Raw genomic sequence first — 5,555 nt, forward strand, 5'->3', positions numbered from 1 at the left:
CGTCGTCCACTACATCATCATCGTCGTCATCGTCGTCGTCCACTACATCATCATCATCGTCATCGTCGTCATCGTCGTCATCGTCGTCGTCCACTACATCATCGTCGTCATCATCGTCATCGTCGTCATCGTCGTCATCATCGTCATCGTCGTCATCGTCGTCCTCATCTGCATCTGCATCTAAGTCAGTGCCTTCTTCTTCAGCATCATCTTGAGCTTCTGCCACATCAGGTCCGAACGCTAGTAAACTATCATCATCTTCTGCATCAGCTGCGCCTGCACTCATTGGTAGCGCAATAATAGAGGCAGCGGCTAGTACACTGACAGTCTTTTTATGTGACCTTTTTCTGTTTCGTTCCATCTTTTGTCTGTAATCAATTCTGTTATTGCTCATTTCAAATACCCTCCTATAATTTTCCCCTAAATACAAACAAGTTGTACGGAGTCGTCAGGAAAAGTAGTTTGAGCCATTGCTTTGGTAAAATGTCTGGCAGATTGTATTTTAGATAGAAGTCGAAGTTAGTATAAAGGGAGCATTTCTTTAACATTTAGTAAACATTGTAAAGCAGTTCTCTTTTTTAGCTTCTTTGCTCTTTACACTTCCTTTAAACTACCCTCACCTCCAGTATAGTAGTAGGCTAAATGATTGAAACTTGATGTTTCATTATGTGTGTTTCCCAGCAGTTATGTGAGATAAACGTACAATAACGGAAAAATATGAAAAACTATGGTAAACGGTGCCGTTAATGGTGCCTGGCACCACCGCAGTATGTAACATCCCTGTAACACGTAATACGCTGTAACCCCTGGCACTAATGGTTTCTTCCTTAACTGCCTTTAAACGGTGCCTGGCACCCCTACAGAATGTAACATCTCTGTAACATGAAACACGCTGCCACCCCTGGTACTAATGGATTCTTCCTTTTTCGCCATGCCAGGGTGCCAGGCACCCTAGCATAGAGGCACCTTTATTGGATTTTTTGGTAGTGGTTAAGTAAGATGTCTAGTTTCTGGCTGCATTTCACTGTTTTCATGCTGCTTAATCCGTGCCTTTTCGCTACGATGTGCATTCTTCTTTTATTCCATTTGATTCTTTCTTCCAGTAAGACTTTCCTACAATAGGCATTCATTTTCCACTCCCCTTTTTATACTCTCCCTCTATCTTTTCTGTCATCTGATGTCCTAACACTAGTATACAAGCCTACGACCAAATTACTATATTTTCCAATTAATTGTAATAAAATTGAAACAACTCACTCCCATCGACGCCAGTATTGGTACCATTTCTCTTTGATAACTAAGCCTATTGTCTCAATCTCTCAATTTCTAGTTTTAACTTGCTTTCGAAAGGGTTTAGTAAAAGAGAAAGGAGGCTACGTATGAAGAAAAGGTTCACTATAGTTTACAGTTTTTTATTTGCACTTACTTTCCTACTTCTTACTACCATGACTGAACATGCAGAAGCCCATTCAGTCCTGCAAAATGGGTCTGAAGGTCCTGCCGTCACCGATCTGCAGCAGCAGCTGGTACAGCTTGATTACCTACATACTGCTCCAACTGGATATTACGGCCCGGCAACAGAAGAAGCGGTCCGTCAATTCCAGGCTGAGTTCTCTCTCGGTGTAGACGGGATAGCCGGCCCGGGTACTCTCCACAAGCTGAAAGAGGTCAAACAAATGGCAAGAGTCGTTCATGGTGAAGCACGCGGGGAGCCTTATAAAGGCCAGGTTGCAGTCGCTGCGGTCGTGAAAAACCGCTCCATTCCTCTGAATTTCCAAATTCGGTCGAAGGAGTCATTCATCAGAGGAACGCATTTACTGCGGTTCATGATGGACAATACGCACTCACCCCCGACAGCACATCTTACCAGGCTGTAAGAGACGCTTATCAAGGCTGGGATCCTTCAAAAGGAGCTACATATTATTACAACCCGGCCATCGCTACATCCGAGTGGATTCTAACTCGAACACCGAGCCATACGATCGGTAAGCATTTATTTGCCAACTAAAAACAAAGAAGACCTGTCTCATCATGTGAGACAGGTTTTTTTAAGGTGTAAACTATTTAATTAGCGTTGCTGTCCGCACACATTTCCCTATTACCAGCCCAGCTCAGTCTAATTCATTGTATGTTTTATCCATAACAAACATATGGCCAGGTTCATGAGTAATCGCAATAGGAAGCTTTGCGCGGAGAACCGCTTCCTGAGGGGTCACTCCGCAAGCCCAAAACACAGGAACTTCGCCTTCTTTCAGTTCAATCGCTTCCCCGTAGTCAGGCTTGGCTAAATTCTGAATTCCAATCTCCCTTGGGTCCCCAATATGGACCGGACCGCCATGAGTCCGGGGAAATTTTTCTGTAATCTCGGCTGCCAGCTTTGCTTGTTCTTGGGGAACAGGGCGCATGGATACGACCATGGGGCCATGGAACGGGCCCGCTTCCACCGTCTCAATATTCGTACGGTACATGGCTACATTCTTCTTCTCCTCAATATGACGCAGCCTGATCCCACTGTCGATCAATGCATTTTCAAACGTGAAGCTGCAGCCAATGAGAAAGGTGACAAAATCGTTCTGCCAAATCTCTGTTACATCCTCTGCCTGCTCTACCAACTCTCCTTGCCTGTAAATCCGGTACTTGGGAACGTCCTTTCGTATATCAGACCCGTCAGCCAGCTCTGAAACGTAAGAACCAGGATGTATCACTTCGAGGACCGGACACGACTTCGGGTTACTTCTTGTATATTCTTTAAAAGCTCCTGCATATTGCACGGGAAGAATCACCATATTTGCCTGCAGGGTTTCAAAATTGAATCCTGTTGTTGGTTTATTCCATTTTCCAGCTCGAATTTGCTCGCGAACCTCTGCTGGTGTATTCATACCTTCATCTCCTTCATATTAATCAACTGTCCCAAACCATTGCTCGTAGTTGTCAGGGAAGAACATGATGAGATCTGGAATATACGTAACAATAACCAGTACAAAAAGCAAAATAGCGATCTGAGGGATCAGATATCTAAACATTTCCGGAACCTTGATATTGGCGATCCGTGCCGTAACAAATAAAGCCACTCCTAAAGGAGGTGTCACCATACCAATGGTCAGGTTGACTGCCAGGATAATACCAAAATGTACAGGGTCAATTCCTGCTGCTAAGGCAAGAGGCAAAAACAGCGGTGTAAAAATAGACACGGCACTGATTGTATCAATAAATGTACCGGCAATTAACAAGATCACATTGATCAATAGCAGTAGCAAAAACGGATTTTCAGCAACCGGTCCCAGCATATCTACCATTTGCTGCGGAATTGAATGGTAGGATAACAGCCAGATAAATAAAGAGGCATTACCAATTAAGAAAATAATATAGGCTGTGGTTTTTCCTGAATCAATAAACACAGGAATAAGATCCTTTGGCTTTAAATCCCTGTATACAAAGAGCCCGATGATCAGCGCGTAAGCTACAGCAATAACCCCTGATTCAGTAGCTGTAAAAATACCTGAAATTATTCCCCCAAGGATAATAATGGGCATGATCAAAGCAAGCACAGCGTCTTTTAATCCAAAGAGAAACTCCTTTGCACTTGGAAAAGGGGACCTTGTTTTATCCTTGGTTTTTAAGCCGATCACAAAGCAGTACGCCATCAGGCCAATCCCCATTAAGATACCAGGAACAACCCCCGCCACAAACAAATCACTTATGGATACACTTGCCATTACCCCAAACAAAATCAACACGATACTAGGAGGGATAATTGGTCCGATTGTAGATGATGTGGCAACAAGGCTTGAGGAAAAACGAGGATCATAGCCTTGCTTAGTCATAGCAGGAATCATCATCCCCCCGATGGCAGCCGCCGCTGCAATCGCTGTTCCGGTCAGTGCTGAAAAGAACATGCTTGCCACGACAATGACCATCGCCAGTCCCCCGGGCATAAAGCCGACAATCATTTGGGAAAAACGAATTAAACGGTTCGAAATACCGCCCTTTGTCATGATTTCTCCAGCAAGAATAAACAAGGGAACAGCAATTAACGTAAAGCTTTCAATTCCGTTATAAATCCTTCGAGGCACGTTAATCAATAAACCGGGATCGGTTAGAAAAATGCCCAGCATAGATACGAAGCCAAGAGCAAAGGCTATCGGGATTCGTAGTAAAATAAGTACAAATAAAAGTGGAATAAGCCAGATCATTTCTTCATCACCTTCCTAACTTGGAAGTAGAGCATAAATAATCCGCTTACCGGAATAGCCAGGTACACATAAGCGACCGGCACTGGAAGAATCCCGACAATCTGCCCCGACTGCAAATTATTTAAAAAGAGCTGAAAACCGTAATAAACAAGGACGGCTATCAATGCAAAAACAATGAGAAACTCTAAAATTACTGAAATTTTCCTTATCGGTTCAGGGGCTTTGTCAAGAAGGTCTACCTGCAAATGCTCACTATTTTTAATCCCAAGCACCGCCCCAAAGAGGACGGTATAAACAAAGCAGATCAAAACGAATTCCTGAGACCAGGCCAATGATTGGCCAAGGACATACCGAAAGACGACCTGAAGAAGTGTCACCGCTGCGGTCAGGAACAAGCCTAAAAACAGGAGCCCTTCCATCACTTTCCCTAAGATGTAATCAATTTTAGCCATATAGACCTCCCCTTGGGATCTTTTACAATAAAAGCAGGTGCCCCAGCTGGTGCCATACACCAGCTAAGACACCCTTCACTTTTCTACTATTCTCTTTCAAGAACGCGGTCTACTAGGGAACTTGGCACTTGATCCTCAAGTACATCTCTTACTTCAGAAGTGGCTTCCTGGAACGCGTCACGGTCAGGGTCTTCCGTAATGGTTACACCTTCATTTGCCAAATGCTCAAGAATTTCTTCTTCAAGCTCGCCAAGGTGTTCACGGTGGAATTCCGTTGTTTCATCTACTGCTTCCTGAACCGCTGCAAATTGCTCGTCACTAAGGTTATCCTGGGCATTATTGCTCATAACTACAATAGCCGGAGAATACGTGTGAGCAGTTAAAGATACATAATCCTGAACCTCATAGAAGTTCATAGAATCAATAGTTGGAAGAGGATTTTCCTGGCCGTCAACCACACCCTGATCCAAGGCTGAATACAATTCATTAAAATCTACTGGTGTCGGGCTTGCTCCTAAGGCTTGCATATGTGCTTCCCAAACAGCAGAAGGCTGTACGCGTATGCTTAGTCCTTCCATGTCGTCAGGGTGGGCAATTTCACGCTCATTATTTGACACATGACGCTCTCCCACTTCCCAGTAGCCAAGACCAACCATATTTTTTTCATTTACCGTTTCAAGGAGTTCTTGCCCAATGTCACCGTCAAGAGTTTCATAGACGTGGTCAATATCTTCAAAGATGTATGGAATACCAAACAGGTTCATTTCCGGGACAGTATTTGCAAAGCTGCTGTCAGCCGCAACGGTTGTCATATCAATGGTACCGTCAAGAATCTGCTCTACAACTTCCGCTTCACTGCCAAGTGTGGCGTTGCCATGAATATCAATCTCTACGCTTCCATCAGTTTTTT

Annotated in this window: 8 protein-coding genes; 2 read left to right on the top strand and 6 right to left on the bottom strand. The window is 44.1% G+C overall.

The genetic code is table 11. The annotated features are described in order from the left end of the window. Window positions 1-394: hypothetical protein (locus JCM19033_RS23945; RefSeq protein WP_198153622.1), on the bottom strand; the 394-nt coding region annotated here is incomplete at its 3' end. Window positions 395-968: 574 nt separating this feature from the next. Then, the gene (locus JCM19033_RS22890) at window positions 969-1,130 is read right to left on the bottom strand and encodes an aspartyl-phosphate phosphatase Spo0E family protein (RefSeq protein ID WP_083465643.1); all 162 of its coding nucleotides are present in this window, start codon (window positions 1,128-1,130) and stop codon (window positions 969-971) included. Window positions 1,131-1,379: 249 nt separating this feature from the next. On the opposite strand from JCM19033_RS22890, the gene JCM19033_RS21335 reads away from it, so the two are divergent. Both JCM19033_RS21335 and JCM19033_RS27795 read left to right on the top strand, forming a co-directional pair. Continuing rightward, window positions 1,380-1,877, top strand: a complete 498-nt coding sequence (locus JCM19033_RS21335) for a peptidoglycan-binding protein (RefSeq protein ID WP_306301431.1) — start codon at window positions 1,380-1,382, stop codon at window positions 1,875-1,877. After that, window positions 1,796-2,008 (top strand): cell wall hydrolase, encoded by a 213-nt coding sequence (locus JCM19033_RS27795; RefSeq protein ID WP_306301432.1) that lies wholly within the window; start codon window positions 1,796-1,798, stop codon window positions 2,006-2,008. The genes JCM19033_RS21335 and JCM19033_RS27795 overlap by 82 nt, the downstream gene beginning before the upstream one ends. 103 nt (window positions 2,009-2,111) lie before the next feature. Here the strand turns inward: JCM19033_RS27795 and JCM19033_RS21340 are convergent, their stop codons facing one another. The 4 genes from JCM19033_RS21340 to JCM19033_RS21355 form a co-directional block, all read right to left on the bottom strand. Further along, window positions 2,112-2,879, bottom strand: coding sequence for a putative hydro-lyase (locus JCM19033_RS21340; RefSeq protein ID WP_054637845.1), 768 nt, complete (start codon window positions 2,877-2,879; stop codon window positions 2,112-2,114). Between the two features lie 18 nt (window positions 2,880-2,897). Next, window positions 2,898-4,193, bottom strand: a complete 1,296-nt coding sequence (locus JCM19033_RS21345) for a TRAP transporter large permease (RefSeq protein ID WP_054637846.1) — start codon at window positions 4,191-4,193, stop codon at window positions 2,898-2,900. Continuing rightward, window positions 4,190-4,645: a TRAP transporter small permease gene (locus JCM19033_RS21350; RefSeq protein ID WP_054637847.1), complete on the bottom strand. Its 456-nt coding sequence runs from the start codon at window positions 4,643-4,645 to the stop codon at window positions 4,190-4,192. Before JCM19033_RS21350 ends, JCM19033_RS21345 begins: the two co-directional genes overlap by 4 nt. 86 nt (window positions 4,646-4,731) lie before the next feature. Further along, window positions 4,732-5,555 (bottom strand): DctP family TRAP transporter solute-binding subunit (locus JCM19033_RS21355; protein ID WP_054637848.1); only part of this gene is annotated, 824 nt, incomplete at its 5' end.

It is taken from the genome of Thalassobacillus sp. C254, assembly GCF_001310615.1.